The 26,692-nt window shown below is 71.6% G+C and carries 20 protein-coding genes and 1 pseudogene; 16 read left to right on the top strand and 5 right to left on the bottom strand.

Features of this window, described 5'->3' with window-relative positions; translation table 11 throughout:
• Positions 1–4: 4 nt before the first annotated feature.
• The 3 genes and pseudogenes from AOK17_RS18955 to AOK17_RS52295 form a co-directional block, all read left to right on the top strand.
• A complete protein-coding gene (locus tag AOK17_RS18955; protein WP_079053126.1) occupies positions 5–1,105 on the top strand; it encodes a glycosyltransferase family 4 protein in 1,101 nt (366 codons plus the stop codon).
• Positions 1,102–2,184 (top strand): class I SAM-dependent methyltransferase, encoded by a 1,083-nt coding sequence (locus AOK17_RS18960; RefSeq protein ID WP_107102441.1) that lies wholly within the window; start codon positions 1,102–1,104, stop codon positions 2,182–2,184. The genes AOK17_RS18955 and AOK17_RS18960 overlap by 4 nt, the downstream gene beginning before the upstream one ends.
• Before the next feature lie 14 nt (positions 2,185–2,198).
• Positions 2,199–3,239: pseudogene (locus AOK17_RS52295) on the top strand (lysylphosphatidylglycerol synthase transmembrane domain-containing protein); the annotation flags it as partial.
• Between the two features lie 206 nt (positions 3,240–3,445).
• Here the strand turns inward: AOK17_RS52295 and AOK17_RS48570 are convergent.
• Entirely contained in the window at positions 3,446–4,237 is a 792-nt protein-coding gene (locus AOK17_RS48570) for a creatininase family protein (protein WP_107102442.1), read from the bottom strand.
• 39 nt (positions 4,238–4,276) lie between these two features.
• Between AOK17_RS48570 and ribA the strand changes: the two genes are divergently transcribed.
• The 6 genes from ribA to AOK17_RS19000 all read left to right on the top strand — a co-directional run bounded on the left by ribA (position 4,277) and on the right by AOK17_RS19000 (position 11,640).
• Positions 4,277–4,936, top strand: coding sequence for a GTP cyclohydrolase II (gene ribA / locus AOK17_RS18975; protein ID WP_055613684.1), 660 nt, complete (start codon positions 4,277–4,279; stop codon positions 4,934–4,936).
• A 146-nt stretch (positions 4,937–5,082) separates the two neighbouring features.
• On the top strand, positions 5,083–6,060 hold the full coding sequence (locus AOK17_RS18980; protein WP_055613685.1) for an ornithine cyclodeaminase family protein: 978 nt from the start codon (positions 5,083–5,085) through the stop codon (positions 6,058–6,060).
• Positions 6,057–7,211, top strand: a complete 1,155-nt coding sequence (locus tag AOK17_RS18985; RefSeq protein WP_055613686.1) for an NAD(P)/FAD-dependent oxidoreductase — start codon at positions 6,057–6,059, stop codon at positions 7,209–7,211. Before AOK17_RS18980 ends, AOK17_RS18985 begins: the two co-directional genes overlap by 4 nt.
• Positions 7,208–8,269: a saccharopine dehydrogenase gene (locus AOK17_RS18990; protein ID WP_055613687.1), complete on the top strand. Its 1,062-nt coding sequence runs from the start codon at positions 7,208–7,210 to the stop codon at positions 8,267–8,269. The genes AOK17_RS18985 and AOK17_RS18990 overlap by 4 nt, the downstream gene beginning before the upstream one ends.
• Entirely contained in the window at positions 8,262–9,440 is a 1,179-nt protein-coding gene (locus tag AOK17_RS18995; protein ID WP_055613688.1) for a saccharopine dehydrogenase family protein, read from the top strand. Before AOK17_RS18990 ends, AOK17_RS18995 begins: the two co-directional genes overlap by 8 nt.
• 76 nt (positions 9,441–9,516) lie before the next feature.
• The gene (locus AOK17_RS19000; protein WP_055613689.1) at positions 9,517–11,640 is read left to right on the top strand and encodes a tetratricopeptide repeat protein; all 2,124 of its coding nucleotides are present in this window, start codon (positions 9,517–9,519) and stop codon (positions 11,638–11,640) included.
• Position 11,641: 1 nt separating this feature from the next.
• On the opposite strand, the gene AOK17_RS19005 is transcribed toward AOK17_RS19000, so the two are convergent.
• Positions 11,642–12,973, bottom strand: coding sequence for a hypothetical protein (locus AOK17_RS19005; protein WP_107102443.1), 1,332 nt, complete (start codon positions 12,971–12,973; stop codon positions 11,642–11,644).
• Positions 12,974–13,465: 492 nt separating this feature from the next.
• Positions 13,466–14,686: a serine hydrolase domain-containing protein gene (locus tag AOK17_RS19010; protein ID WP_055613690.1), complete on the bottom strand. Its 1,221-nt coding sequence runs from the start codon at positions 14,684–14,686 to the stop codon at positions 13,466–13,468.
• 510 nt (positions 14,687–15,196) lie between these two features.
• Here AOK17_RS19010 and tgmA point away from each other — a divergent pair.
• Complete coding sequence (tgmA, locus tag AOK17_RS19015; RefSeq protein WP_033325990.1) at positions 15,197–15,388, top strand: putative ATP-grasp-modified RiPP; 192 nt, start codon at positions 15,197–15,199, stop codon at positions 15,386–15,388.
• 15 nt (positions 15,389–15,403) lie between these two features.
• On the top strand, positions 15,404–16,393 hold the full coding sequence (gene tgmB / locus AOK17_RS19020) for an ATP-grasp ribosomal peptide maturase (protein WP_055613691.1): 990 nt from the start codon (positions 15,404–15,406) through the stop codon (positions 16,391–16,393).
• A 113-nt stretch (positions 16,394–16,506) separates the two neighbouring features.
• On the opposite strand, the gene AOK17_RS19025 is transcribed toward tgmB, so the two are convergent.
• Both AOK17_RS19025 and AOK17_RS19030 read right to left on the bottom strand, forming a co-directional pair.
• Entirely contained in the window at positions 16,507–18,423 is a 1,917-nt protein-coding gene (locus AOK17_RS19025) for a phosphatase PAP2 family protein (protein WP_055613692.1), read from the bottom strand.
• Between the two features lie 264 nt (positions 18,424–18,687).
• Positions 18,688–19,629: an N-acetylglucosamine kinase gene (locus AOK17_RS19030; protein ID WP_055613693.1), complete on the bottom strand. Its 942-nt coding sequence runs from the start codon at positions 19,627–19,629 to the stop codon at positions 18,688–18,690.
• Between the two features lie 256 nt (positions 19,630–19,885).
• On the opposite strand from AOK17_RS19030, the gene AOK17_RS19035 reads away from it, so the two are divergent.
• The 5 genes from AOK17_RS19035 (at position 19,886) to AOK17_RS19055 (ending at position 26,524) form a co-directional block, all read left to right on the top strand.
• Complete coding sequence (locus tag AOK17_RS19035) at positions 19,886–21,007, top strand: ROK family protein (protein ID WP_055613694.1); 1,122 nt, start codon at positions 19,886–19,888, stop codon at positions 21,005–21,007.
• A 268-nt stretch (positions 21,008–21,275) separates the two neighbouring features.
• The gene (locus AOK17_RS19040) at positions 21,276–22,607 is read left to right on the top strand and encodes an ABC transporter substrate-binding protein (RefSeq protein WP_055613695.1); all 1,332 of its coding nucleotides are present in this window, start codon (positions 21,276–21,278) and stop codon (positions 22,605–22,607) included.
• Positions 22,608–22,778: 171 nt separating this feature from the next.
• Positions 22,779–23,756, top strand: a complete 978-nt coding sequence (locus AOK17_RS19045) for a carbohydrate ABC transporter permease (RefSeq protein WP_055613696.1) — start codon at positions 22,779–22,781, stop codon at positions 23,754–23,756.
• 33 nt (positions 23,757–23,789) lie between these two features.
• A complete protein-coding gene (locus AOK17_RS19050; RefSeq protein WP_055613697.1) occupies positions 23,790–24,677 on the top strand; it encodes a carbohydrate ABC transporter permease in 888 nt (295 codons plus the stop codon).
• A gap of 5 nt (positions 24,678–24,682) precedes the next feature.
• On the top strand, positions 24,683–26,524 hold the full coding sequence (locus AOK17_RS19055; protein WP_055613698.1) for a hypothetical protein: 1,842 nt from the start codon (positions 24,683–24,685) through the stop codon (positions 26,522–26,524).
• The last annotated feature ends 168 nt before the right edge of the window (positions 26,525–26,692 follow it).

A 26,692-nucleotide genomic window follows, 5' to 3' on the forward strand; every position in this document is an offset into this window, starting at 1 on the left:
CCCCATGTCCCTGCGCGCCATGCACTTCGTGATGCCCGGCGGAGTGGACGACCCGACCATGCCGAGCGGCGGCAACGTCTACGACGCCCGGGTCAGCCTCGACCTTCCCGGCTTCGGCTGGCAGGTCCACAAGCACGCCATCGGCGGCAGCTGGCCCCAGCCCGAGGCCCCGGCCCGCGCCGAACTGGCCCGCACCCTCGCGGAACTGGCCGACGACACCGTCGTACTCCTCGACGGCATCGTCGCCTGCGCGGTCCCCGAGATCGTCATCCCGGAGGCCGAACGGCTGCGGCTCGTCGTTCTCGTGCACCTGCCGCTCGGCGACGAGACGGGGCTCACGCCCGCGCTGGCCGCGGACCTGGACGCCCGGGAACGCCGCACACTGCGATCCGTGCCCGCCGTCGTCGCCACCAGCGAGTGGGCGGCCCGCAGGCTCGTCGCCCACCACGGCCTCGCGCCCGACCGGGTCCATGTCGCCGCGCCCGGCGCCGACATCGCACCGCTGGCCTCCGGTACCGACGGCGTCTCGCGGCTGCTGTGCGTCGCCTCGGTCACCCCGCGCAAGGGACAGCACCGACTGGTCGAGGCCCTCGCCGCGGTCACCGACCTGCCCTGGACCTGCGTCCTGGTCGGCGGCCTCGACCACGACCCCGAGTACGTGGCCCGGCTGCGGGCGCTGATCGACCAGCACGGCCTCGGCGACCGGCTCCAGCTGGCCGGCCCGAAGTCCGGCGCCGCGCTCGACGCGAGCTACGCCTCCGCCGACCTCATGGTCCTCACCTCGTACGCCGAGACGTACGGCATGGCCGTCACCGAGGCGCTCGCCCGCGGTATCCCCGTGCTGGCCACGGACGTCGGCGGGCTCCCCGAGGCGGTCGGGCGCGCGCCCGACGGCGGGGTACCCGGGCTGCTCGTGCCGCCGGAGAACCCCGCGGCCCTCGCGGCCGAACTGCGCGGCTGGTTCGGCGAGGCCGACGTACGCCGTCGCCTGAAGGCCGCCGCGCGCGCCCGCCGGGCCTCCCTCGGAGGCTGGGCCGCCACGGCCCGGAGTCTGTCCGGTGTCCTGGGGCGACTGAAGAGCGAGGCAAGGATCGGGGCGGCATGAGCAGTACGAGCACGACGCCGGCCGGGACTCCGGGGCACGGCACGACGACGGCCGAACCGGGCCTCGACGAGGAGACGAGCACCGCCTCGCTGGGACGTGGTGAGGGGACGCACACGGCAGGGCGGGGACGCGACGAGATGACGACGACGACCGAGACCGAGGCCGTGGTTCCGGGCCAGGGGCGGGACAGCCAGGGACGGGACACAGGAACGATTCGGCTCGGCGACCGCACCCGCGGCGAGGCCACCGACGACACGACCCGCTACGCCCCCGAGTGGCTGGAACTGCGCGAGCCCGTGGACGCGGCGGCCCGGGCGGCCGAGCTCCTCGACCCGCTGCGGATCCGGCTGGCGAACCTGCCGGGGCGTGGCGGACTCGTCATCCACGACCTGGGCTGCGGCACCGGCTCCATGGGCCGCTGGCTCGCGCCCCGGCTCGACGGGCCCCAGCACTGGGTGCTGCACGACCGCGACCCGTATCTGCTGCACTTCGCCGCCGTCGGGTCGCCCCGGTCGGCCGCCGACGGCAGCCGCGTCACCGTGGAGACACAGCGCGGCGACGTCGCCCGGCTGACCGCGGACGCCCTGGCCGGCGCCTCACTGGTGACGGCCTCCGCGCTGCTGGACGTCCTGACCCCGGACGAGATCGAGGCGCTGGCCGCGGCCTGCGCCGGAGCCGGCTGCCCCGCGCTCCTGACGCTCTCCGTGGTCGGCCGCGTCGAACTCACCCCGGCCCACCCGCTGGACGACGAGATCACCGCCGCGTTCAACGACCACCAGCGGCGCGGCGATCTGCTCGGCCCGGAATCGATCAACGCGGCCTGCGACGCCTTCGCCCGGCACGGCGCGACGGTCCGGGTGCACCCGAGCGCCTGGCGCCTCGGCCCGGACGAGTCCGCGCTGACCGCGGAGTGGCTGCGCGGCTGGGTCGGCGCGGCCGTCGAGCAGCGCCCGGAACTGGCCGCGCGCGCCGACGCCTACCTCAAGGAGCGCCTCGCGGCCTGCGAGGCCGGCGAGTTGAACGTGGTGGTCCACCACAGCGACCTGCTCGCACTGGCCCGCCCGACAGGGGGAGCCTGATGAGCACGCCGGCGATGGCGGACGAGGCACAGTCACTGGCCGCCCTGGACGACGAACTGTCGTCGGCGGTCCGTGACGGCGGTGCGGAGGAACAGGAGACCGGACGAGTACGCCTCGACGGTGAGGGCGCCGGGGACGGCGAGACCGGACCGGCCCGCGCCGACGCGGCGGCGGACACGCCCACCGCGGGTCCGCGCAAGGTCCTGGCCCGCTTCGCGGGTCCCGTCCTGGCGCGTCTCAATTCCCGCGTCCTGCGCACCCACTTCGGCACCATCGCCGGCGTCGTCATCCTCACCGTGCTCACCTGGCGGCTCGGCACCGGGGTCTTCCTGGACGGCCTGCGCCGGATCGACGGCCCCACGCTCCTCGCGGCGCTCGGCATCGGCCTGCTGACCACCGTGTTCAGCGCCTGGCGCTGGTGCGTGGTGGCCCGCGGGATGAGGCTCAGGCTGCCGCTGGGCCCGGCGATCGCGGACTACTACCGCGCGCTGTTCCTTAACGCGGCCCTGCCGGGCGGCGTACTGGGCGACGTGCACCGCGCGGTACGGCACGGACAGAGCGCCGGTGACGTCGGCCGCGGAGTGCGCGCGGTCGTCCTCGAACGGGTCGCGGGACAGGCGGTCCTGGCCGCCGTCGGCGTGACCGTGCTGCTCACCCAGCCCTCGCCGGTACTGACCGAGACCCGGCACCTCGCCGTGCTGCTGGTCGCCGTCTCGCTGTGCGGGGTCGTCACCGTGGGCGCGGTCCGCAGCAGGGGCCGGGCGCCGCGCGCGTCCCGCCGCTACCGGGCCGTGCGAGCCGCCCTCACCGAGGCGCGCGGGGCGCTGCTGGCCCGCGGGAGCTGGCCGGGCGTCCTGATCTCGTCGGTCGTGGTGCTCGCGGGACACGTCCTGATGTTCCTGCTCGCGGCCCGGGCGGCAGGCTCGACCGCGTCCGCCGCCGAGCTGGTGCCCCTGGCGCTGCTCGCCCTGATCGCCATGGGGCTGCCGCTGAACGTCGGCGGCTGGGGACCCAGGGAAGGCGTCACCGCCTGGGCGTTCGGCGCGGCGGGCCTGGGCGCCACCCAGGGCCTGACCGTGGCCGTGGTCTACGGCGTGCTCAGCTTCGCCGCGAGCCTGCCCGGTGTCGCCGTACTGGTGGCGCGTTGGTACGCGGGGCTGCGGCGCCCGCAGGAGAGCGTGGCCGCCGAGCCGGGCCCGGACTCGCACCTGGAGTCACCGGCGCCCCGGATCCCGGCCCGCGCGGAAGGAAACGGGGACACTCAGTGCCGATCGACGACCGCAGGAAGCCCGGCCTCCGATGTCAGCAGCGAGAAGTACGCTCCGAAGGAGCCGGCCAGCGAGGCGAGGAGTTCCTTCCCCTTCTCGGCGGACGCCCTCGAAGGGCGGCCGATGACACCGGACTTGGTATAGGCCGACATGCCCAGCGTGAGCAGTTGCCGGCGGTCGTCCGCCTCGAAGTCGGAGGTCTCGTAACCCGGCCTGACCAATTCGGGATGCCTGTGCAGCAGAATGGAGGTCTCAATTTCCCCCGCGTGCATATCAGTGAGCAGCGAGGTCTCTATCCCGGCCTGCTCCCGCGCCGTCTCCCAGTCCTCCGCGGCCGGGAAAAGAGCCATCCGGGCGCCGGCGGCGGTGGATTCCTGCACGACATTGCCCAATACGTAATTTCCGCCATGTCCATTGACCACCACGAGGGTGTCCACACCCGACCGACGCAGCGAGTCGGCGATGTCCCGCACCACCGCATGGAGCGTCACGGAGGAAATGCTCACCGTTCCCGGCCAGGCCGCGTGTTCGTGCGAGCAGGAGATCGTCACCGGAGGAAGGAGGTGAACGGGGAATGCGGCAGCCACTTCCTGGGCTATCGCGCAGGCGACGAGCGTGTCCGTCGACAGCGGAAGATACGCACCGTGCTGCTCGAAGCTGCCCACGGGAAGCACGGCGACCTGCCGGGCAGCGCCGGCACCTCGTGCGCGTACGTCTTCCGTGGTGTCTGTCGGCAACTGTCCTGACACCGTGAGTCGTATTTCCGAACCGCCCGAATTGCCCATGTTCTCGCGACCTTTCGTCTCTGCTTAGGAACCAGAATCATGACAGAAATAGATGGCGTACTCGCCGGGAAAGCCCACTCCGCCGGTGTCGAGCGGGTCGTGAATGCCCCGCTGCCCACGGTGTACGGCGATTTCCAGGCCGTCGGCTACCTGGACCGTACCCGCGGAGACGAACAAGTGGCTCTGGTCTACGGTGACATCCAGAAAGACGGAATGCTCACCCGGCTGCACTCCGAGTGCCTCACCGGTGACGCGTTCGGATCTCGGCACTGCGAGTGCGGTCCCCAACTCTCCACCGCACTGCGGGAGATCGTGGCCGAGGGGCGCGGCATCCTGATCTATCTGCGGGGCCACGAGGGCCGCGGTATCGGTCTGCTCGCCAAACTCCAGGCGATGAAGCTCCAGGCGGAGGGCCTCGACACCGTCGAGGCGAACCTCGCGCTCGGGCTGCCCGTGGACGCCCGCGACTACGGAGTGGCCGCGGAGATCCTGCACGACCTCGACGTCCGTTCCGTGAGACTGCTGTCCAACAACCCGCGCAAGCGCGAGGCGTTGCTCCGCAACGGCATCAAGGTCGACGCGCAGGTCCCGCTGCTGATCCCGCCCTGCGAGGACAACATCACCTATCTGCGCACCAAGCGGGAGCGCCTGGACCACGACCTGCCGCACCTGGACGCCGTGGTGGGCCACCGCGTCTGACCCGGCCGCCCCGGCCCGCAGCCGGCCCCGCGCCCCGCGCGTCCCCAGTGGCGCGCGGCGGCCGGGGCAGAGGTGTGATCAGGACGAGTGTCACCCGGACGCCCCGGCCGCGGTGACATCGGCGCGGACAGGGGAAGGGAAGAGGGATGACCGACGACGTCCTCCACCTCTCCCGCGACCAGGTGGCCGCCCTGCTCGACACCGACACCGCGATCCGGTCCCAGCGGGCCGCCTTCACGGCGCTGGGCGACGGCACGGCCGAACTGCCCGGCAAGATCATGCACCCGAGCGGGTTCGACGACAGTGTCGTGTTCGCGTACCTCGCGCGGCTGTCCGCGGACACCGGGCCCGTCGCCAAGATCGGCAGTGTCAACCCGGGCAACGCCGCCGCCGGGCTGCCGACGATCCACGCCGTGATCAACGCGCTCGACCCGGTCACCGGGCAACTCGTCGCCGTCATGGACGGCACGGCGGTGACCACCCTGCGCACCGCCGCGGCCAGTGCCGTGGCCCTCGACGCACTCGCCACCCCCGACAGCACCGAACTCGGCCTGATCGGCTCCGGCACCCAGGCCCTCGCGCACGCACGCTGCGTCGCCCGGGTACGTGATTTGAGGGCCGTACGGATCTGGAGCCCGAACCCGGAGCGCAGAGCACGGGCGGCGCGCCTCCTCGCGGCCGAACTCGGCATCCCCGTCAAGGCCGTCGACTCGGCGGAGGAAGCCGTGGCCGGACTGCCCATGGTCGCCGCCTGCACGCTCAGCAGCACGCCCGTCGTCCGGGGCGAGTGGCTTGCGCCGGGCTGCACGGTCGTCAGCGTCGGATCCTTCGAGCCCAGCCGCAGCGAGGTCGACACCGAGGTCGTACGCCGGGCCGCCTTCGTCGTCGTGGACGACCCCGAGACCGCGGCGGAACACGCCGGGCCGGTCGTGGACGCGCTGCGCGCCGGAACGCTCACCCGCCAGGACCTGATCCCGCTCGGCGAGGTACTCACCGGCCGCCGCGAGGGACGTACGACCGAGCGGGACATCGTCTACTACAACAGCGTCGGCGTCGGTGTCCAGGACGCAGCCGCGGCCTGGGCGGTCATCGACGCCGCTCGCGACCAGGGGGTGGGTTCATGACCGGGGTGCCCGGACGTGCGGGGGTCGTCGTCATCGGCGGCGGGGTGATGGGCACGAGCATCGCCTACCACCTGGCGCGCGCCGGAGTGCCGGACGTGGTGCTCGTCGAGCGGGACGAACTCGCGTCCGGGTCCACCTCGCGGGCCGCGGGCGGAGTGCGCGCGCAGTTCTCCGACGAGCTCAACATCCAGCTGGGCGCGCGCAGCCTGGAGGCGTTCGCCCGCTTCGGCGAGGAGACGGGCCACGACATCGGACTGCACCGCGTCGGCTATCTCTTTCTGCTGTCGACACCGGAGGAGGTCGAGGCGTTCGAGGCCGGGGTGCGGCTGCAGAACGGACTCGGGGTGCCCAGCCGCATGCTGGACCCGGCCGAGGCGCGCCGCCTCTCGCCGCTGATCACCACCGACGGACTGCTGGCCGCCGCCTTCTCCCCGGACGACGGCCACTGCACACCCGAGGCCGTGGTGCACGGATACGCGGCAGCCGCCCGCCGCCACGGAGTCGAGGTCGTACGCCACTGCGAGGTCACCGGCATCGAGACGCGCGGCGACGACATCACGGCCGTCGTCACGGCCCTGGGCCGGATCGACACGTCGGCCGTCGTCTGCGCGGCGGGCGCCTGGTCGCGGGCCGTCGGCGCGATGGCCGGCGTGGACCTCCCGGTGGAGCCGCTGCGCCGCCAGATCGCCGTCACCGAACCGGTCCCGGACCTCCCGCCCGACCTCCCCATGACCATCGACTTCACCAGCAGCCTGTACTTCCACACCGAGGGCCCGGGCCTCCTCGTCGGCATGTCCGACCCGGACGAGACCACCGGCTTCGCCACCGAGACCCACGACCGCTGGATCCCCCGCCTCTGCGAGGCCATGGAACACCGCTCACCCGCCCTGCTCGACCTGCGCAGGACGGGCGGCTGGGCGGGCCTGTACGAGATCACCCCCGACCACAACGCGCTGATCGGCGAGGCGAGTTCGGTCTCCCGCTTCCTGTACGCGACCGGGTTCTCCGGGCACGGCTTCCTCCAGGGGCCCGCCGTGGGCGAGGTCGTCCGCGATCTCTTCCTGGGGCATGATCCCTTCGTCGACATCACCCCGCTGCGTGCCGAACGGTTCGCCGCCGATGCCCTGAGACCGGAGGTCAACTGCGTATGACCGAGCTCCACTTGTGGCTGCGCCACGAGACCCGCACGACCGAGCGACGCACCCCGATCGTGCCGTCCGACGCCCGGCGGCTCGTCCGGGACGGCGTGACGCTCACCGTCGAGGAGTCCCCGCAGCGCGTCTTCTCGACCGGGGCGTACGAGGAGGCGGGCTGCCGAGTCGTCGAGGCGGGCTCCTGGACCGACGCCCCGGCGGACGCTGTGATCGTAGGCCTCAAGGAACTCCCGGACGGGCCACCCGAGTTGACACACCGTCACATCTTCTTCGGGCACGCGTACAAGGCGCAGCCCGGGGCGGAGGCGTTGCTGCGCCGGTTCGCCGCCGGGGGAGGGGCGCTGTTCGACCTGGAGTACCTGGTGGACGACAACGGCCGCAGGCTCGCCGCCTTCGGCTACTGGGCGGGCTATGTGGGCGCGGCCCTCGCGGTACTGCATCACCGGGGCAGGCTGAGCGCCCCACTGCGGCCGACGTCCAAGGAGGAACTGGACGCCGAGCTCCAACCGGCCCCCGGCGACGCCGAGTTCGCCTCGCTGGTGATCGGCGCGCTCGGCCGCTCCGGACGCGGTGCGCGGGTCGCGCTCGCCGAGGCGGGGCTCGACCCCACCTGCTGGGACCTCGCCGAGACCCGCGACCTGGACCGACAGGCCCTGCTGGAGCACGAGTTGATGGTCAACACCGTCCTCACCACCGGGCCGAGCACCCCCTTCCTCACGGACAAGGACCTGGACGAGCCGGGCCGCCGACTGCGCACGGTCTGCGACGTGACCTGCGACGTCGGCTCCCCCTACAACGTTCTGCCGGTCTACGACACCGTCACCGACTGGACCGACCCCGTGCGGCGCCTGCACGAGGAGCCCGCGCTCGACCTCATCGCCATCGACAACCTGCCGTCCCTGCTGCCCAAGGAGGCGAGCACGGACTTCTCGGCGGCACTGACGCCACAGCTCCTGGAGTTCGGGGTGGCCGGGGCGTGGGGCCGCGACCTGGACCGGTACCACGAGGCTTGCCGTGAACTAGGCCTGACACAAGGGGAGTTCCGTGATGCCTGAGACCACCGACCGGCCTGCCGGCGTCCCCGCCTCCGGCACCGTCCACTGGATCGGCGCGGGCCTGTCCACCGGCAGCGGACTCGCCGCGCTGTGCGACGCGGCCGACCGCGTACGCCTGTGGCACCGCACCGAGGAGCGGGCCGCCCGAAGCCTGGAGGCCCGCGGCCTCACCGGCCGCGCCGAGCCCCGCGCGTACACGCTCCCGGCCCTCACCGCCGAACTGGCGCCCGGCGACGTGGTGGTGTCCATGCTCCCGGCGCCCGAACACGCGGGCCTGCTGGCCGCCTGTGTGAGCCGCGGGGCCCACTTCGCCTGCTCCAGCTATGTGTCGGAGGCGGTCCTGGACCAGGTCCCCGCCGCCACGGCCGCCGGGGTCGTCGTCCTCACCGAGTCCGGCCTCGACCCGGGCATCGACCACCTCTTCGCGCACAGCCTCATCGCCAGGGCCCGCGAGGAGATCGGCGCCGACACGACCGCCGAGGTCAGCCTCACTTCCTACTGCGGAGGCATCCCGGCCGTCCCCAACGACTTCAAGTACCGGTTCAGCTGGGCCCCGGCGGGTGTCCTCAACGCCCTGCGCTCGCCCGCCCGTTACATCGAGGCAGGCGCCGAGACCACGGCCCCGCGTCCCTGGGAGGTCACACGCCCCCACGTGGTGGACGGCGAACCGTTCGAGGTCTACCCCAACCGCGACAGCCTCCCCTTCGTCGACCAGTACGGACTGCCCGCGGCCTGGAAGCCCCAGACCTTCGTCCGCGGCACCCTCCGCCTCGACGGCTGGCTCGACGCCTGGCAGCCGGTCTTCGAGGAACTCCGCCAGGGCGACGACCAGCGAATCGCCGCCCTCGCCCAGGAGTTGGCCGCCCGCTACCCGACCACCGACGCCGACCGCGACCGCGTCGTCCTCGCCGTGTCCCTGGACGTACACGCAGGCCCGGACCGCACATGGTCGGGCCGCTACCTGCTCGATCTGGAGGGAGACACGGAGGAGAGCGCGATGGCACGGTGCGTGTCGCGGACGCTGGCGCTGGGGGTACGGCGGATCCTCGGCGACGGCCTGCCACCCGGCCTCAACCGTGCGGCGGAGACGGCCGAGCGGTCCGAGGACTGGCTCGCCGAACTCGCCCGGGACGGCGTCGACTTCACGCTGCGGACGGACGAGCCCTCCTGATGTCCGGGCGACCACTCCTGACAACGGCCTGCCGCTACGGTTGATCCTTCAGGGCGTCGGGAACGGGGGGTGCGGGATGCTGGAGCCCATGTCGGTGGCCGCCGTGGCGGGTGTGCTCGGGGCCGTCGGCTCCGGGATGGCCAACGAGGCCGGGAAGTGGGCCTGGGAGTCGGCCGGCGGGCTCGTGCGGAGGATCGCCGGGCGTGAGGTGGCCGCGCCCGCGAACTCGGCCGAGGTCGAGGCCGTGGCACGGGTCGTGCACGAGGGAGTGCTCGGCGATCCCCGACTCGCCCGCGCCTGGGCCGAGTTCGCGGTCGGAGTGCGACCGCCCGGCGGCACGGTCGGGCGGCCCACGCTGCCCCCGTCCATACGGTCCTTCACCGACCGGCGGGACGCGCTGAAGCGGCTCGACGAGGAGGCCCGGCGCAAGGCCGACGGCCGGCCCCGGCTCGCCCTGCTGTACGGACCGGAGGGCATGGGCGTCACCACACTCGCCACCCACTGGGGCGTACGGGCGGCCGACCGGTTCCCGGACGGCCAGATCCACGTGGACCTGCGCGGCGGCGGCACGGGCACGCCCCTCGACGCGGCACGGGTGATCGCCGAGGTCCTGCGGCAACTGGGCCTGCCGGACGAGGAGTTGCCGCCCGCCTTCACCGAGCGACAGGAGCTCTTCCGCCGGTACGCGGCCGACCGGCGACTGCTGGTCATCCTCGACCACGCGCGGTCCGCCGCCCAGGTCGAGCCGGTGATCGGCTCGGCGCCCGAGGTCTTCACGATCGTCGGTGCCCGGCATTGTCTGACCGGTCTCGACGCCCTGTCGATCCCGGTGGGACCGCTCACCGAGCGGGACTCGGAGCGGCTGCTGGCCGCCCTCGTGGACAAGCCCGCCCTCGCAGCCGCCCGCGCCACGGTGCCCTCCCTGCTGGCCCGGTGCGCCGGTTCGCCGTACGCCATCAAGGCCGCGGTGCCCCGTCTCTCCGCACCCGCGCCGGAGGCCCCTGCCGTGTCCCCCGAGACCGATCCCGTACGCGCCGCCGCCGAGGACTCGTACCGGCTGCTGGCGCCCGGCGCGGCGCGGCTCTACCGGCTGGCCGCGCTGTGCGATCTGCCCGCGCTCGACGCGACGGGAGCCGCACGGGCCGCCGGTCTCCAACAGGCCGAGGCGGACGGGTGGTGGGCGGAACTCGCCGAAGCGATGCTGCTGGAACGGGTGGGCGACGGACGCTACCGCTACCGGGAGGGCGTACGTGCCCACGCCGAGGCCGCCGCGGCGCGCGAGGACGGGATCGTCGCCTGCTCGGCGGCGATGAACCGGACCATTGAGGGCTACCTGCTGTCGGCCGTGAGCGCGGCGCGGGCGGTGCTGCCGGAGAGCTGGCGGATTCCGGAGCTGCCCGCCGGGGCGGCTGCCGTGCCGTACGCCGACCGGGGTGCGGCACTCGACTCGCTGGCCGCCGAGGCGGGCAATCTGGTGCGCGTGCTGGGCCTCGCCGACGAGTTCGGGGACGCGGACACCGTCGTACGGCTCGGCCGGGCACTCTGGCCGCTCCAGCTCAAGGCGGGACACCACGACGTCCTGCTGCCCGCGCTGCGCATCGCCGTACGGGCGGCCGACGAGCGGTTCCCCGGTACGCGCGAGGCAGGGGCGCTGCATGCCCAACTCGCCCACACCCTCACCGAGTTGCGTTTCTGGGACGAGGCGGAGCGCGAGGCCGTCGCCGCCGCACGGGACGAGCGGGCCGCCGGGCATCCGCGCGGGCACGCCTCCGCCGTCGAGTTCCTGGGACTGCTGCGGCTGAGGCAGTGGCGGTTCCAGGAGGCGTACGACTGCTTCGAGGAGTCGTACGGGATCTACGGAGAGATCGGCCCCGAGGACGAGGGTGCCGGTGATCTGCCGCGTGCCCTGGCCCTGTTGGAGCGGCATCGGGGGCGGGCGCTGCGCGGGCTCCAGCGGCGGGCCGAGGCGCGGGAAAGGCTGGAACGGGCGCTGGCGTTCTTCCGGGAGAGCGGCGAGGCCTACAACAGGGCGCGCACCCTCACCGACCTCGCCGAAACCCGCCTGGACGGCGAGGAGTTCGCACAGGCGCTGCCCCTCGTCGACGAGGCGATCGCCGCGCTCACCCCGGAGAAGGCCGAGTATCACCTCGCGTATCTGCGGGTGTTGCGGGAGCGGTGCGTCGCCGTCAGGCCGGAGTGACTCATGCAGAAGTGACCCGTACGGACGTGACCTGTACGGAGTGAACGGCCGCGCCGGTCCGGACGGTCAGGCCCTCCGGTATCAGCTCCTCCACCGACTTGCCCGCCGCGAGCCAGGCGTGCAGAGCGGAGGCGTACACGGCGGGGTCGGCGGTTGGCTCCGCCGACTCAGCCGAGTCGGCGGTGAGGCGCAGGAGTTGACCGTCACGGGTGCGTACCGTGCAGGCGTCGGGGGAAGTCAGGTACGCCACCAGAGCGCTGTGCGGGTAACGAAGGAGGGTCTCGGCCGTCCACCGGTCCGGGGAGCCGAAGCGGGGATCGGCGGCCGAGCCCTCGCGGAACACCACGTCGGCGATGGTGAGTTGGGCCGGGTCCCGGGTGTCCTCGTGCACGGCCAGGTGGACCTCGCCGTCGCCGGGCGGTTCGGAGCGCGGGTCGGCGTACCGCTCCACCGCGACCTCGCCCGAACCCCGCAGCCAGGTCAGCACCCTCAACGGGGCGGTACGGGACGGAGGTTCGTACGGCGGCAGGGGGAGTGGTTCGAGGAGGGCGGGCTCGTCCGGCTCGGGCAGGCCCAGCTGTCCGTAGAAGAGGCGGCGCAGCCGGGCCGCCGACTCGCCGGGGTGCGAGGTGGTGAACTCCGCCGGGCCCGGGCGGGGTTGGTGCTCGGACAGCAGCGTGTCCAGTTGCGGGCGCAGGGGAGCCGTGGGGTCGAGCCGGGGCGCATCCCGCACGAAGTCCGAGATCGGCGCGTCGGGGTCGAGTGCGGCCAGGGGCGCCGCGCCCAGGAGCACGGGCGTGCCGAGCGCGGCGGCGTAGTAGGTGACCGAGCCGTGGTCGCCGATCACCACGTCGGCGGCGAGCAGCGCCTGCCGCCAGCCGTCGAGGGGGGCGACCAGGGTGAGGCCGGCCCGGCGTGCGCGGTCCAGCCAGATTCGGATCTGGCCGGGGCCGTGCCCGTACCAGAGGTTGGGGTGGAGGACGGCCGCGACGCGGTACTCGTCGGCGGGGAGTTCCGAGGTCAGCCGGGGGAGGAGCGCGGGCAGGAGGTCGTCACCGCCGTCGCCGAACAACGACTCCGTGTGCCAGGTGGAGTTGAGGAGCACCAGTCGCTGGCCGGGGTGTGTGCCGAGGGTCCGACGGTAGCGCTCGCGATGCCCGCGCGCCGCCAGGACGCGGTCGAAGCAGGGGTCTCCGGCGAGCACCGCCGTGGGCACCGCCTCGGGACAGGCCGCCCGCAGCCGCTCCAACTGCTCGGGGTGGGACAGCACCAGCGCATCCACGAAAGGCGCCCCGTCCTCGCCGAGCAACCACTCCCGGGACAGCCCGAACACGGGCGCACTGGCGGCTCCCGGCTCCCGGCTCCCGGTGTCGCGAGCTTCTTAGTGTAGCCAACCCCATGGGACAATATGGTCAATTGGCATGAAAGTGCGGCCAGTTGGCCGCCGAAGCTTGCCGAGATCGCCAGCTGCACCGGCAGGCGGACCGCCTGTTCCCACGGCACCACCGGCACATCGACCTTCGCGAACAGCTCCGCGAGGCCCGCGCGGAACGCGGAGGATCCGGGAGTCGTCGCGAGGAGCTGTACCCGGAGGTCGTCGTGGAACAGCGGCAGGACGTCCAGGATGCGCGTCGCCGCGGTGACGTTGTGTACGACGAGCAGCACGGGACGGCTGTCGGCCCGGGTCGCCCAGCGAGCCGCGTCGTCCCCGACCGGCACCCGTATCCAGCCGTCCTGCCCCGCGTCCATCTGGCGCCCTCCCGAAGTCCCAGGCCCCTGGGCCGTGTGGTCGGGCAACGATAGTCAATGACCCGCCGGGCCCTCCTCAGCCGCCGAGCGCCTCGCTCACGAACCCCTTCAGGTCATGGAAGGACAGCATCCCCGCAGGCCGCAGCTGGGTCATGAGCTGGACGGTCAGATCGTTGCGCGGGTCGACCCAGAAGGTCGTACCGCCCGCCCCGCTCCAGCCGTAGGAGCCCTCGCTCTCCGGGGACTCCGTGCGGTCCGCGTCCACCACGACCGAGACGCCGAGGCCGAAGCCGAGGCCCGCGTTGCCCGGCTGGCCGTGGATGGGCTTGCTGCCGAAGGCGTGGAGGTCGGTGGGGAGGTGGCTGGCGGTCATGGTGTCCACGGTCTCGGGGGACAGCAGCCGGACGCCGTCGAGTTCGCCGCGCCGGCGGAGGAACTCCATGAAGCGGTGGTAGTCGCGGGCCGTTCCCACCAGTCCGCCGACGCAGGAGAGCAGGCGCGGGCGCTCGTGCACCGGCGGGCCCGGGATCGGCGCGAACCCGCCGTCCTCGTTCTCCTGGTAGAGGACGGCCAGCCGGTTCGCCTGCTCGTCGGAGACCCAGAAGCCGGTGTCCGTCATCCCGAGGGGCGTGAAGACCCGTTCGGCGAGGAACTCGTCGAGCGGCCGGCCCGTCACCACCTCGATGAGCCGCCCGACCACATTGGTCGCGATCGAGTAGTTCCACTCGGTCCCCGGCTCGAACTGCAGCGGCAGGCCCGCGTACACCTCGCAGGCCTCGGCGAGGTCCGCGTCCTTCGGGGCTGAGACCTCGACTCCGGCCGCCAGGTAGAGGGAGTCCACGGGGTGGGTGCGGTAGGCGCCGATGGTCAGGCCCGCGGTGTGGGTCAGGAGGTGCCGGACCAGGACGGGGCCCTCGGCCGGGCGGGTCCTGATGTCGTCGCCCGTGCCGCTCTCGTAGACCTGAGGGTCGGCGAAGGCCGGCAGGTGGCGGGAGACGGGGTCGTCCAGGTCGAGCAGGCCCTCCTCGTGGAGCATCAGCGCGGCGACGGACGCCACCGGCTTGGTCATCGAGTAGAGCCGCCACACGGTGTCCGCCGTGACCGGGACGTTGGCCTCCCGGTCGCGCAGACCGTACGACGTGAGATGCGCTACACGGCCGTGACGAGCCACCGAAATGAGGTACCCGGGCAGCAGGCCGTCGTCCACGCGACGGGCGTAGAACCGGTCGAGACGGTCCAGCGCCACCGGATCGAGACCGACCTCTACCGGATCCACTTCTTGCTGCAACTGATCCATGGTCTGCCTCCGGTTGACAGTCGGAAAGGGCGGAAACGGGTTGGAAGGGGACTGTGGCAAGAGGTCGACGATGGGGCGGGGAGATCGGAAAGCGCTACGAGAGTAGCCGTGAGGGGGGTGTCCTCCGAATGAAATTAATGGCCACGGCCGGACATGTAAGACGACCTGTGGTCCGGCGCGCCCAGGCGCCGCCGGACCCGGGGCACCTCACGGGCGCGCGAGGCGTTCGAAGGGTGAAGGTGTGCGCCAGTGCGCTGAACTGCGGCTCGACCCCGGATCCGTAACCCCGGGGCGTGCGTCCTAAGAGTCGAATGGCTGCCCCATGCACGCAGGATCGGCCCGGTCGGATCACGTCACGGACCGTACTGGTCCGATGACTACGCTGCGTGAGGCAACCATTCGCCTGTTCGATTCGTATATCTCCGTGGAAGCCCTGCAAACCTGTCAGGCGACGTGACGCCGGAGCGTCACGATCCGCTTCACCGGGTTCGCACCGAGCAAGGAGAACCGATGCGACCGTTCGCGCTCAACTACGCCCGTCCGGCCCAGCAGTTGGAGGTCAGCGTTCCGTATGCCTATGACTCCAGACTGCAGTTGAACGTGCTCCCGGACGGGCGGCTCGCCGCTCATGACTACGCCGTGTTGCGGGAGTTGGGGGCCACCACCTCCACGGCAGGCTCGAAGACCCACTTCGACGACTGAAGCCGGACCCCAACGATGACGGTTCTGATCCTGACGTGCGAACAGGATGTGACCGCGGACATGGTGGTGGCCGAACTCGACGGGACCGGCGTGCCGGTCGTCCGCCTGGACCCCGCGGACCTGCCGGGCCCCGTGGCCCTGTCGGGGGAGTACGTGCACGGCGTCTTCCGCGGACATCTGTCCGTCGGGGGCCGGCTGGTGAGCATGAACGGGTTGCGGTCCGTCTGGGTCCGCAGGCCCGGCGTGCCCGCGAGCCGGGTCGCCGAGCCCTCCGACTGGCTGACCGAGGAGTCCGCCCAGGCGCTCTACGGCATGCTGCGCTCCACCGACGCGCGCTGGATGAACCACCCCGACGCGGCCCGGCGGGCCCGGCACAAGCCCTGGCAGCTCCACCTCGCCCAGCTCAGCCGACTGCCCGTACCCGCCACCCTGATCACCACGTTCCCGCAGGCCGCGCGTGACTTCGCGGCCCGCTTCCCGGACCTGGTGGTCAAGCCCGTCTCGGGCGCGCACCCGCAGGAACCGCCCCGGGCGGTCCCGACCAGCAGGGTCGCGCCCGACGCGGACTTCGCGGCCGTCGCCTACGGCCCGACCCTGCTCCAACGGCGGGTGGCCAAGCGGGCCGACATCAGGCTGACCTGTGTCGGCGACCGGATCCACGCCGCCCGCAAGGCGGTCGACCCGGACGCCGGCCCCGACGAGGTGGACGTACGGTTCGCCACCTCCGACGCCCCCTGGCGCCCCGCCGACGTGCCCTCGCGCATCGCCAACGCCGTGGTGACCTATCTCCGGGAGGCCCAACTGGCCTACGGTGCCTTCGACTTCGCCGAGGACGCCGAGGGCATGTGGTGGTTCCTGGAGTGCAACCAGTCCGGCCAGTTCGGATTCATCCAGATCGACACGGGCCAGCCGATCGCCCGCACGGTCGCCGACTGGCTGTCCGCCCCCGCCCAACCCGCACCTCCGACGAACGGCGGCAGAGCCTGGCTCCTGGAGGGCCACTGAGGCACACCGGCGCCGGGCAACGTCCCGGCGCCGGACACGAACAGCGCCCGCGCTTCCAGCGGATGGATCACCGCGCTCGCAACGGAGTGCCTGTTCGAGCCGCACGGGAGTGCCTAGTCGAGCCGCACGGACAGCCCACGCGACGTGAACACCTGCTCGGCATGGACCCCGTCCACAGTCACGCTCGCGAACCGCCCCTGCAACACCCGGCTCTCGATCACCGGAAGAACCGCACCCCGCCGCGGCCGGTAGGAGCCATCCAGCCGAACGACAAGCCGACTGCCCCGGTCGAGCACCACACGGCCACCCACCTTCAGCGCCGGCACCCGATCCCCGTCGAGCGTCACATCGAGAACCGCGCCGGACGCCTGGGCGTACATCCCCCGGATCCGAAGCGGCGAAGTCGCCCGCAGCGCCCCGCCCTTGACCCGCACGTCACCACGGCCGAGCGCATTCGCCGAACCGGTCGCGAGGACACCCTCCTCGACCGTGCTGCCACCGGAGTACTCGTTGTCGCCGGTGAGCGTCAGTGTGCCGGTGCCGCGCTTGACGAGGGCGCCCCGGCCGCCGATGTCGTTGCGCCAGGTGTCGGCGGCACCGAAACCACCGGCCGCGCCGTCCAGCGTGACGCGCACATCCGTGTCGAAGGCCCCGTACCCGTCGGCGGCGGCGAAGAGGTTCAGCCGGCCCCACTGCTCGAAGCCGTCCAGCAGGACATAGCCGGCGGGCAGAGCGGTCGTCCGCAGTACCTCGCGCCGCTGGGCCGCCGTGAGGTACGGCAGACGCGTCTCCAGCAGGACCTCCGCGCCCTTCGGCACGGTCATGCGGTCGTGCGAGTGCCGCTTGGGCAGGACGTACGTCAACCGGGGTTTGACCGCAGCCCAGTTGACGGACCGGTCCGCGTACGGGTCGGTGTCCCGGCCCGCCGAGTGCGCGTACGCGTACAGGGTGTCCGCGGTCGTGCCCGTCTTCTCCTGGAAGTACGCGGAGGCCTGGGCGTGGGCCGCGGCCTTGAGGCCGGCGTTCTTCGGGTCGGCGAGCGCCGCCGCCGCGAGGGCCGTGGCGAGGACCCGGCCGCCGACCACGTCCACGGTGTTGTGCATGCCCGCCACGATGCGGGTGTGGGCGAGCTCGGAGGCGCGGGCCACCAGCTCCTGGAACCGCTCGGGGACCGCGTACCCCATCGCCAGCGCCGCCAGGTAGAAGGCGTTCGTGTGGCCGCTGGAGAAGCCGCCGTCGTCGGCCGGGTCGCTGCCGCGCTGCCTCAGCAGCTGCGGGACGACCACGACGTCGGACTCGTAGACGGGGTAGCCCAGTTCGTCGGTCCGCCCCGTGTCGACGACCTCGCTGTCCTCGTTCATGCGCCACGGACGCGGGTACTGGTAGGCGAGCTTGGAGGGGTTGCTCGACGCGAACGGGCCGCGCACGGTGTCGACCAGTTCGGCGACCTTGCCCAGCTCCGAGGTGTGGGAACCGGCACCCAGCGCGGAGCCCGCGGGCGCGTCGGCCGGGAGCGTGTCGTTGATCTTGCCCGCCGGGATGCCGTCCGGCGCCGAGGTGATCCCGGTGACGGCCTTCGCCCCGCTCCGGTAGAGGTCCGCGAGCGGGCCCAGACCGGCGATCACCGCGTAACTCTGGTGCTGGCGGTCCTGGATGAACGCCGTCCGGGCCTCGGCGTCCGTGCGGCGCCGGGTGACCTGCACGCTGTACCGCACGTTGGCGCGCAGGACCTCGGGCATCAGCGGGGTGCCGGTGTTCCAGGCCGCGCCCGTCTTCCAGATGCGCGCGAAGCCGTCGAGGATGTGCACGGCCGCGTTGGTCTCCGACGTGAGGTTGCCGATGACGTTCGTGGTGTACGAGTCCACGAAGGCGGCGGACGCGTTCGTGGCCGCCGAGGCCGTGGCGGCGGGCCAGGCCACCACGGCGGGGCCCGCTACCAGTCCGGCCGAGACGCCCACGGAGGTCCGCAGGAACACACGCCGGTCGATACCGGATCTGCCACGAGGGGGACGGGGGTGCGCACCGGGCATGGAAGTGCCTCTCCTTCTGAAGTCACAACGGGAGGAATGAACTCGACCGTCACGAAAGCGAAAGCGACAGACGCGACAGCGAAAGTCGCCGGAGCGACGGCCTCGAAAACGATGGACTCGAACTGGTCACGTGAGCTGAACCCGGGCCTCTGAACGAGAGTTGAACGCGTGGATGCACCCTGGAGCGGTCAACTCGGCGGTCAACCCGGTGGTCAACTCAGCTGCCAACTCAGCGGTCCGGGAAAGAGATCGGCCCGGGGCGTCTCACAGCAGCGACCTGGCCAGTGCCATGGCGCCCTCCACCGGCGGTACGCGCAGCGGCCGGGGCCGCGCCGACGGCAGCGCCTCGGCGAGCGCGCCGGTGAACGCCTCGTACAGCGCGGGCTGGACGAGCACCGTGCTGCCCGCCACCACCACGTCGTCCACGGGAACCCCGCGCCCGGCGAGCCGTACGACGAGCGACGCCAGCGCGCGGCCACCCTCGGCGATCACCCGGCGGGCCAGCGGCGAACCGTCCTCGGCCGCCGCGAACACACTGGGCGCGTGCCGCCCCCACTCGGCGGACGGACGGGTCGCGCTCTCCAACGCCGCGCCCAGCGCGGGGACTTCGGGAACTCCGAAGGCGGCGATCAGCCGGGCCGCGAGGGCATCCGGCGGATCGCCGCGGTCGTGAGCCGCCCAGAGGGCCCGCGTGGCCTCGCGTACGAGACCGGCCGAGCCGCCCTCGTCGCCGAGCACCGCGCCCCAGCCGCCGACCTGGACGGTGTCGCCGCCGGGCAGTCGTCCCACCGCGACCGAACCGGTGCCGGCGACGAGGCCGACCCCCTTGTCCAGACCGGCGGCGGGTACGAGGAGTTCGGCGTCTCCCACGACGAGGCAGGGGACACCGAGAAGAGTGTGGAGTGCGGAGCGGATCTCCTCGCACTGGCGAGGCGTCTCGCAGGCGTGCCCGCCGACGGCCACGGAGGCCGGGCGTGCGCCCTGGGGCAACGCCTCGTCGATCAGCGCGGCCAGCCACGCGGCGGCGGACAGGGGGTCGTGCGGCCGCCATCCCCTGCTCATGCGCACGTGATCGGCGACGCTCATACGCACGTGATCGGCGACCGCACTCTGCCCGGGGCCGGGGTTTCCCCCGGCCTCCGCACGGAGATGCGTCTTCGTGCCGCCCACGTCGATGCCGACGGCGATGGGCGTGGAGTCCTGCACGGAGCCTCTTTCGTCGTTGCGCGGTACCGCGCATGCGGAGCGAACGGCGGGCGAACCGTGTCTTGGCACGAGCGATCGTGTCTTCGGACGAGTTCTCGGGAAGCCCCGGGACGGGCTTCTGATGAGCGCGGCAGGCGTGTACCGCTTGAGTTCGTTAGGAAGTTAACTAACGAAGTAGGGTGCGTCAAGGGGTACGGAATCCCGGTGCCGTACAACCATTGCGACCGGATCGCCGCGGCATGACCTGAGGGAGCCCATGAACCTGAGTGAGAGTGCCCGCGCGGTGTTCGCCGTGCTGGCCGAGGCGGGCACCGCCACCCGCCCTCAGCTGGCGGCGGGCGCACGCCTGTCCAAGCCGACCGTCTCCTCGGCCGTGGCCGAGCTGGAGACCGCTGACCTCGCCACCCACTCCGGCACCGTCTCCGGCGGCACCGGCCGTTCCGCCGCCGTCTACGGGCTCGGGCCGGCCGCCGGCACCGTGCTGGCCGTCGACCTCGGCCCCGCCCAGACCCGGGTGCGGGGCTGTGCCCTGGACGGCACGCTGCTGGCCGAGGGCACCGGCACCCGGCCGGAGGCCGCCGACACCGTACGCAAGGTCCTCGACACGCTGCCGGTCGGAGTCCCGCTGCGCGCCATCGTCGTCGCCGTCGGCGATGTCACCGCACAGGACCGGGAGGGCGCCGGTATGCGCCCCGCGACCGAGAAAGCGGGCCCGGTCTTCGACGCCGTGGCCGTCGCTCTGCCGCCGGGTGTTCCCGTGCACCTGGAGAACAACGTCAACTGCGCCGCGCTCGCCGAACTGCACGAGGGAGCAGCCCGGGGCCGGGATACCTTCGGCTATCTGCGGATCGGCGTGGGCATCGGCCTCGGCGTCGTCATCGGCGGCCAGGTGCTGCGCGGGGCGAACGGCGCCGCGGGTGAGGTGGCCCGGCTGCCGTACCCCTGGGACGACGGCCGTGAACCGCGCCACGAGGCCCTGGAGGAGCGCATAGGTTCGCCGTCCCTCCTGCGGCGGGCCGCGGAGGCCTGGCAGGGCGCCGACGGCCCCTGTCCCCGTACAGCCGAACGGCTCTTCGCGCTCGCGGAAGAGGGCCACGCGACGGCCTGCAAGGTAGTCGCTCTGCACGCGGCCGAGGTGGGCCGGCTCGCAGCCGCCGTGGCCGCCGTGCTGGACCCGGGGCTGATCGTGCTGGGCGGCGGCACCGGCGCGTTTCCGCAGCTCCTGCCCGGTGTACGGGCCGAACTGGGCCGGCTGAGCTGGCCCACGGAAGTGGTCAGCAGCACGGTCGGCGACAGCGGCACGGTGGTGGGCGCGAGCCGTCTCGCCGTGGCCCGTGGACGTCAAACCGTGACCGGTGGTACGGGGATGAAGCATTGACGGCTTACGTGTAGGTCTGCCAATGTCCGGACAAGCGCTTTCCATAGCCGGTGGGACCCGGCTCTGGATGAGGCGTCCCGCTGTACGTGACGTACGGCAGCCGTGCGAGGGCGCGCTCGTACGACTGCGGCTCTCAGTGGCCGGGGATCCCCATCCGTCAGTGCGCAGCGGCCGGGCGAGGCCGAGCGCAGGAACGCGTACTCCAGGGAAAAGACCCGAGCCGCTCTGTTCGGCCAGGGGATCCGTAACGCACATCCAGGAGGACCCGGTGGGTCACCAGATCTCGCGCAGAACTCTGCTTCGGACCACGAGTGGTATCGCCGTCGCCGGCGCGCTCGGCAGCGCGCTGAGCGCCTGCAGCGGAGGAACCGGAGCCGGCAGCACCACCAGCGACCTGACCATGATTTGGTGGGGCAGCGACGACCGGCACGCGGCCTACAAGAAGGCGCTGGCCGCCTTCCAGAAGAAGAACTCGAAGATCAAGATCCGGGAGACCTACTCCGGCTACGACGGGTACTTCGACAAGTTCAACACCAACATCGCCGGCGGCAGCGCCCCGGACCTGTTGCAGATGGACACCGCCCTGGTCGCGCAGTACGCCCGCAAGGGAGTCCTCGCCCCGATCGACTCCTACGTCGGCAAGTCCCTGGACCTCACCGGCTTCTCCAAGACGCTCCTCGCCGCGGGCACCGTCGACGGCAAGCTGTACGGCGTCCCGTCCGGCATCGGCGTCAACCAGCTCACGGTCAACCGCACCGGCCTGGAGAAGCTCGGCCTGAAGCTGCCCGACCGCGAGTGGACCTGGGCCGATCTGAAGAAGATCTCCCAGGACGTCTACAAGAAGAGCGGTGGCAAGATCTACGGCGTCGACGACGGCGGCGGCTCCACCCTCCAGTGCTTCGAGGTCTTCGCCCGGGAGAAGGGCGAGACGTTCTTCTCCGACGACGGCAAGAAGCTCGGCTTCACCCCCGCCACGCTCCAGGAGTGGTGGGAGTTCTGGGCCGACATGCGCAAGGTCAACGCCTCCCCGCCGCCGGCCATCACCTCGGCCGCGCACAACGACCTCACCAAGAACGCGGTCGTCATCGGCAAGGCCCTGTTCAGCTTCGACTCCGGCATCTACGGCGCGGGCGGCTCCATCACCGACGCGCAGCTGGACTTCCTGCCCACCCCGCAGGGCGACTTCTCCGGCGCCCGCGAGGGCAACTTCGTCAACGGCGGTGTCCTGCTGAGCGCCACCAAGGCCAGCAAGAAGGTCGCCGACTCCGTCAAGATCATGTCGTTCTTCGCGCAGGACGCGACGGCGATCAAGGACATGCAGCTGCTGCGCGGCATCCCGCCGACGGAGAAGGCCCGCAACCTGATCGCCTCGGGCCTGACCCCGACGGACAAGCTGAACATGGAGAACGCCGACTACATCTCCCAGCGTGTCGGGAAGGCGACCAACGCGCTGCCCGCGCCGGTGCCGCCGCCGCAGGGGGCCGACCAGATCTGGGACCTGCTGTTCCAGTCGAACCTGGCCGTGGCCTTCGGCAAGAAGTCGATCAAGGGCCAGCTGGGTGAGTTCTTCGATCAGGCGTCGGGGATTCTGGGCGGGTAGCTCCGCCATGGCCGGGGTGTCGTCGGGATCTTCGGGCCGTATGTGGCTGGTCGCGCCCGCGCGGCGGAGCCGCATATCGACACAGACCCGCGCCCCTCAGGGGTGCGGGCACGCCGGCCGCCCAGTAGTGCCGCACCACTGCAAGACCGTGAGAGGGCCAGGGAGATGAGTATGACCACCGCGAAGACAGACGAGGTCGTGGAGGAGCAGGCTGCTCCCTCGACCCCGTCCGACCAGCGGGAGCGCGACCGTATGCGCCGCCGCCTCGCCAGACGGCGGGGCGGGGGCTGGTGGCCGTACGCCTTCCTGGCCCCCTGGTTCATCGGCCTGTTCGGCCTGACGATCTACCCGATGCTGGACTCGCTGTATCTGTCCTTCACCAACTTCGACCTGCTGACTCCGGCGCAGTGGGTCGGGATGGACAACTACAACAAGATGTTCACCGACGACCCGGTCTTCTGGGACTCGGTGCACGCCACGCTGCTGTACGTGGTCGTCTCGGTGCCGCTGAAGCTGGCCCTCGCGCTCGGTGTGGCGATGCTGCTCAACCGCGACCTGAAGGGCATCGGCCTGTACCGGGCCGCCTTCTATCTGCCGTCGCTGCTCGGCGGAGCGGTCGCCATCGCCATCGTGTGGCGGCAGGTATTCGGCGGCGACGGCCTGTTCAACGACTTCCTCGCCTGGTTCGGCATCAAGGGCCAGGACTGGATCTCCAGCCCCGACACCGCGCTCTACACGCTGATCCTGCTGGCCGTCTGGCAGTTCGGCACCCCGATGGTCATCTTCCTCGCCGGTCTGAAGCAGCTGCCGAAGGACGTGTACGAGGCCGCCGCGATCGACGGCGCCTCGCCCGTCACCCGGTTCTTCAAGATCACCCTGCCGCTGTTGACCCCGATCGTCTTCTTCAACGTGGTCCTGCAGATCATCGACGCGTTCAAGACGTTCACCCCCGCCTTCGTCATCAGCAACGGCTCGGGCGGACCGCTCAACTCGACCATGCTGTACTCCCTCTACCTGTACAAGAAGGGCTTCACCGACCTCCAGATGGGATACGCCTCGGCTCTCGCCTGGGTGCTGTTCCTGGTCATCGCTGGCTTCACGGCGGTCAACTTCATCGCCAGCCGCTACTGGGTCCACTACGACGACTGACGCCTGACGTCCGAGCGAGGAGTCCTTCAGCCCATGTCCGCCATCACCTCGGCCCACGCCCCGAAGTCGCCGTTGCAGAAACTGCGTTCGGCCACCGGATCGCGCCGCATCTTCATCCACACCGTGCTCATCGGCGTGGCGATCGTCATGCTCTATCCGCTGCTGTGGATGCTGAGCAGCTCGTTCAAGCCCGACACCCAGATCTTCACCCAGCCGGGGCTCATCCCGAGCTCGGTGCGCCCGGAGAACTACTCCGAGGGCTGGAGCGGCTCCGGCAACTCCTTCTCCCTCTACATCACCAACTCGCTGATCGTCACGATCGGCGCGGTGATCGGCAACGTCATCTCCTGCTCGCTGGCCGCCTACGCCTTCGCGCGCTTCGAGTTCCGCGGCAAGAAGATCTGGTTCGGCCTGATGCTCGGCACGCTCATGCTGCCCACCCAGGCCGTGCTGATCCCGCAGTACACGATCTTCTACAACCTGACCTGGATCAACACCTATCTGCCGCTGATCGTGCCGAAGTTCCTCGCGGTGGACGCCTTCTTCATCTTCCTGATGGTCCAGTTCATCCGCTCCATCCCGCGCGAGCTCGACCACGCGGCCATGATGGACGGCGCCAACCCCTTCCAGATCTACTGGAAGATCATCCTGCCGCTGATGAAGCCGGCCCTGATCACCACCACGATCTTCACCTTCATCTGGACGTACGACGACTTCCTCCACCAGCTCGTCTACCTCCAGCAGAACGACAAGTTCACCGTCCCCCTCGGTCTGACCCTGTTCATGGACCAGACGAGCGGCTCCTCCTACGGTGCGATGTTCGCCATGTCGACGCTTGCCCTCCTGCCCACGCTCATCTGCTTCCTCATCTTCCAGAAGAGGCTGGTAGAAGGCTTGGCGACCTCGGGCATGAAGGGCTGAACTCCGTGCATCTTCCCCACCAGCGCGGCCAGTTGCACCACCTCCCCGACGACCCGACCGCGTACGACGCCGTGCTGGCCGCCGTCACCGAGACGGCCCTGGCCCGCCTCACCCCCGAGGGCAACCTGGAGAACCCGGCCGCCGTCGACGACATCGGCGACACCTCGCTCGGCATCACGTCCCTGCTCGCGCTCGCCTGGCACCGCACCAAGGACCCACGGCTGCCCGAGGCGGTCCGCCGCAGCCTCGCCTTCCACCTGAACTCGCGCGTCTACACCGAGGACAACCCCGGTTACCCGAACCTGACGGCACGCAACTCCCGTCTGCCGTACGCCCGTTACACACTGGCGGCGGGCGCCCACCCCATCGGCGACTGGCCGAGCACGGTGTGGGCGCTGCTCCAGGCCGTCAACGTCCTCGACGCGGCGGACGGGCTCGTCGACGAGGAGCAGTACCGCGAACTCCTGGACGTCGCGGGCGGCTACTGGCGCTGGCTCACCGAGGCCACCTTCTTCAACCCGCAGGACGCGGCGAACCAGGCCATCGGCTGCGTGGTCGGCGGACTGATGCTCGCTCGCCATCTCCCGGCCGAGCAGGGCGAGTCGGTCCGGCAGCGCGCCCTGCGGCTGTACGCCGACGAGATCCGCGCCCGGCGTGTACGGGACCGGGGCGCGCCCCTGCCCCCTGAGCACGGCGGCGCCTACGACAACAACTACGGGCCCATCTCCCTCTCCTTCCTCGCCCAGGCCCACCGGGTCAGCGGCGAGGAGGTCTTCGCGGAGGACGGCGACACGCTCGCCCGGTACATCGACGCGCGGGTCTGCGCGAGCGGCTTCGACATCGGCGGGCCGCGCTACAGCGAGCAGCACTCCGCCTTCGAATCCGTCCTCGGCCTGCGGTACTTCGGCCATCGCATCGGCGCCGACATCGGCCGCTACGCCGGTGACTCGCGCTGGGCCCGGCACGCGGTCGGGGCCGACGGAGGCGTGGACGGGCACTTCGCCTACATGCTCGTCTGGCAGATCCAGGACACCACGAGCTGGCACCGCACCCCGAGCACGGCGCCCGCCCGCCACCAACTGCGGTCCGGCACGGTCACGGTGTCGTTCGACGACCGGATGACGCCCTCCGTGATCGAGGTGGGCGGCACGGCGCTCGTGGCCGCCGCCGTCAACCGGCAGCACGGGTTCGGGCCCGTGACGGACGACTTCCTGCTGTGCCGTCCGATGGGGGCGGTGCGGGTGGCGGACGTGCGCGCCGACGGGCTCGCGGCCAAGCTCGTGACCAAGCCCGTCGTCGGACGTGACCATGTCCTGCGGCGGCTTCGGTCGCTGTACGTCACGGACGGGACGCGGCTGTGGACCACCGTGGTCGTCGAACGGCTCGACGGGGAGCGGTACTTGCTCGCCGGGATGCCGTATGTCGCCGCGGACGGCGACCGGTTCCGGCGGGTGGGCGACTTTCCGCTCGTCGCTGCCGCCGGTGAGCTGCGTCTGACGCACCCCGAGGAGGGCAGTCCGGACTCCTTCGACGCCCGCTCCGAAGTCACCCAGCAGCAGGCCGCGTTCGCGTTGGCGGCCGATCCGCGTGGGTACGGGGACCCTGACGCCGGGTGGCGGCACGTGCGGACCACGACCGCGCTGGAGGTCGGGCCCGCGTCCGATGCGCCGGAGGGGCTCGACGTCTTCGCCGTGCGGTACGGGGAACCGGCCGCTGAGCCGCTCGACTTGGTCTGCGAGTGGGGGGAGGAGGGGCTGGTGTTGCGCACGGGGTCCTTCACCGCGGTGCTCGGCGAAGCGGACGAGCATGGCGAGCCGCAGCTCACGTTGACTCCCGCGGGGACCTGACCTCCTCGGCGGATGCGCCCGAGCCCCCGGACAGCTTTTGCTGCCGGGGGTTCGGGCGTTCCGGAGGGATTTCGCCCCCGCCGCCCCTACCCATTCCCGTCCCTTTTCAGGGGCTCCGCCCCCGAACCCCCGCTCCTCAAACGCCGGAGGGGCTGAAGATTGCGCGGC

Source organism: Streptomyces phaeochromogenes (assembly GCF_001418655.1).
GTDB classification, from domain to species: domain Bacteria; phylum Actinomycetota; class Actinomycetes; order Streptomycetales; family Streptomycetaceae; genus Streptomyces; species Streptomyces phaeochromogenes.

Coding starts and splice junctions, on each gene's coding strand:
- AOK17_RS19025 (WP_055613692.1), bottom strand. CDS start 18,423: ATGCCCGGTGCGCACCCCCGTCCCCCTCGTGGCAGATCCGGTATCGAC.
- AOK17_RS19010 (WP_055613690.1), bottom strand. CDS start 14,686: ATGGATCAGTTGCAGCAAGAAGTGGATCCGGTAGAGGTCGGTCTCGAT.
- AOK17_RS18985 (WP_055613686.1), top strand. CDS start 6,057: ATGACCGGGGTGCCCGGACGTGCGGGGGTCGTCGTCATCGGCGGCGGG.
- AOK17_RS48570 (WP_107102442.1), bottom strand. CDS start 4,237: ATGGGCAATTCGGGCGGTTCGGAAATACGACTCACGGTGTCAGGACAG.
- AOK17_RS19035 (WP_055613694.1), top strand. CDS start 19,886: ATGAACCTGAGTGAGAGTGCCCGCGCGGTGTTCGCCGTGCTGGCCGAG.
- ribA (WP_055613684.1), top strand. CDS start 4,277: ATGACAGAAATAGATGGCGTACTCGCCGGGAAAGCCCACTCCGCCGGT.
- tgmA (WP_033325990.1), top strand. CDS start 15,197: ATGCGACCGTTCGCGCTCAACTACGCCCGTCCGGCCCAGCAGTTGGAG.
- AOK17_RS18955 (WP_079053126.1), top strand. CDS start 5: ATGTCCCTGCGCGCCATGCACTTCGTGATGCCCGGCGGAGTGGACGAC.
- AOK17_RS19000 (WP_055613689.1), top strand. CDS start 9,517: ATGCTGGAGCCCATGTCGGTGGCCGCCGTGGCGGGTGTGCTCGGGGCC.
- tgmB (WP_055613691.1), top strand. CDS start 15,404: ATGACGGTTCTGATCCTGACGTGCGAACAGGATGTGACCGCGGACATG.
- AOK17_RS18960 (WP_107102441.1), top strand. CDS start 1,102: ATGAGCAGTACGAGCACGACGCCGGCCGGGACTCCGGGGCACGGCACG.
- AOK17_RS18995 (WP_055613688.1), top strand. CDS start 8,262: ATGCCTGAGACCACCGACCGGCCTGCCGGCGTCCCCGCCTCCGGCACC.
- AOK17_RS19050 (WP_055613697.1), top strand. CDS start 23,790: ATGTCCGCCATCACCTCGGCCCACGCCCCGAAGTCGCCGTTGCAGAAA.
- AOK17_RS18980 (WP_055613685.1), top strand. CDS start 5,083: ATGACCGACGACGTCCTCCACCTCTCCCGCGACCAGGTGGCCGCCCTG.
- AOK17_RS19045 (WP_055613696.1), top strand. CDS start 22,779: ATGACCACCGCGAAGACAGACGAGGTCGTGGAGGAGCAGGCTGCTCCC.
- AOK17_RS18990 (WP_055613687.1), top strand. CDS start 7,208: ATGACCGAGCTCCACTTGTGGCTGCGCCACGAGACCCGCACGACCGAG.